The organism is Mucilaginibacter sp. P4_G9, from assembly GCF_056400985.1.
In genome coordinates this window covers 1-1,569 of record NZ_JBFUKF010000707.1, presented here as the reverse complement: position 1 = coordinate 1,569, position 1,569 = coordinate 1, and the positions used below count along the sequence as shown (strand labels likewise).

Here is a 1,569-nt window from a genome sequence, read left to right as displayed (position 1 = left end):
TCTATAGCTTCTATTTTCATGTTTTTTTATTTTTTTTGTTTAACTGTTGTTTTAACAATTAAAATATCTATATATTAGCTTTGCATTGGAGCCCATTCTATGCAGATATAACCAATTATATAGTATTTCATGGAAATTTTGGACGACAATCAAATTGTTGAGCAATTAAAGCAGGGTAACCAGGAGGCCTTCAAATTACTCTTCAAAAAATACTACAAGCTGCTCAACGTATCAGCTTTTTATATTTTGCGGGATGAAATGGAGGCCGAAGATACCGTGCAAAATCTGTTTCTCGATTTTTGGGAGAGGCAATTATATAAAAATATCAATTCGTCTTTAAACGCGTATTTAAAAACGGCTATCCGTAACAGGTGTTTGAAAAGGGTTGAAAAGGGAACGCAGATCCAAAAGAAATTAGTTGACTATCAATACACACTTACAGAAATAGAAGAGGCAGAACAAGTACCTGCACAGGAAATTTATRCCGAAAAAGTTTTGGCAAACCTTTCCATACAACGATTGCAAGCCTTTACATTAGTTCATTACCAAAACAAAAAATATAAAGAAGCCGCCTTTGAAATGGGTATTAGTATCAATTCATTAAAAACGCATTTAAAGCTGGCAGTTAAAACCTTAAAAGAGGGATTAAAAAGTGCTGAATAGTTCACCCTTTTATTCATAATCCGGTCTTATAGATAATGGCATATAATAATACATATATACAGGAATTAATAATAGACAAAATTGCAGGTGCGATAAGTGAGGAGGATGATAATTTACTTCAGCATGCAATAAAGGAGGATCCACACGTACAGCAGATGTGGGATGAGATGCAGCATGCGTTAACCTCAGATAAAGCTAAAACATTTTTTAACAGTATTGACGAACACAAAGCATGGGATAAAATTGAGGGCGAACTTGGATATGTAAAACCAAATAATGTTAAACAATTGGGTTTTAAGCGATGGCTGTCTGTAGCAGCCTTACTATGTATTACGCTCTCGGCCATATATTACTGGGCAGCAAATCCTGTTTCTAATATAGTTGCGGTTAAAAAACATAAAAAGCCAGCCATTGAGTTACAAATGGCAAACGGGCAGCATATTGACCTTTCTGATACCAGCAAACAGGTTATCAATACACCATTTGCCCGGTTAAAAAAAGGAGCGAATGGCTTAAGTTACAAGCTTGATGATGCAAAAACACAGGATTGGAGCACACTATTGGTACCTCCCGAATTAGATTATAAGATTGTTTTATCTGATGGGACGCAGGTTTGGCTAAATTCCGCTTCGAGCATGCGTTTTCCTTTTTCGTTTTCAGGCAATACCAGGGAAGTATATTTAAAAGGAGAGGCCTTTTTTAAGGTGGCAAAAAATGCCGCTCACCCCTTTATTGTTCATACCAACCAAACAGACGTGCAGGTACTTGGCACCGAATTTAACGTGAACACCTATAACTCCAACATCACCACAACCTCGCTGGTTGAGGGTTCAGTATCTACAAGTGGTCATTATAAAGAAAAAACATTGTTAAAACCAGGCTACCAGGCTGTTTACGCGCCAGGCA

2 protein-coding genes are annotated in these 1,569 nt (G+C 36.9%); both read left to right on the top strand.

What is annotated here, in order from left to right:
• The first annotated feature begins 129 nt into the window (after nt 1-129).
• The gene (locus tag AC1DPZ_RS26920) at nt 130-663 is read left to right on the top strand and encodes a sigma-70 family RNA polymerase sigma factor (RefSeq protein ID WP_477409296.1); all 534 of its coding nucleotides are present in this window, start codon (nt 130-132) and stop codon (nt 661-663) included.
• Nucleotides 664-698: 35 nt separating this feature from the next.
• The coding region (locus AC1DPZ_RS26915; protein ID WP_477409294.1) for a FecR family protein at nt 699-1,569 on the top strand (871 nt) is incomplete at its 3' end.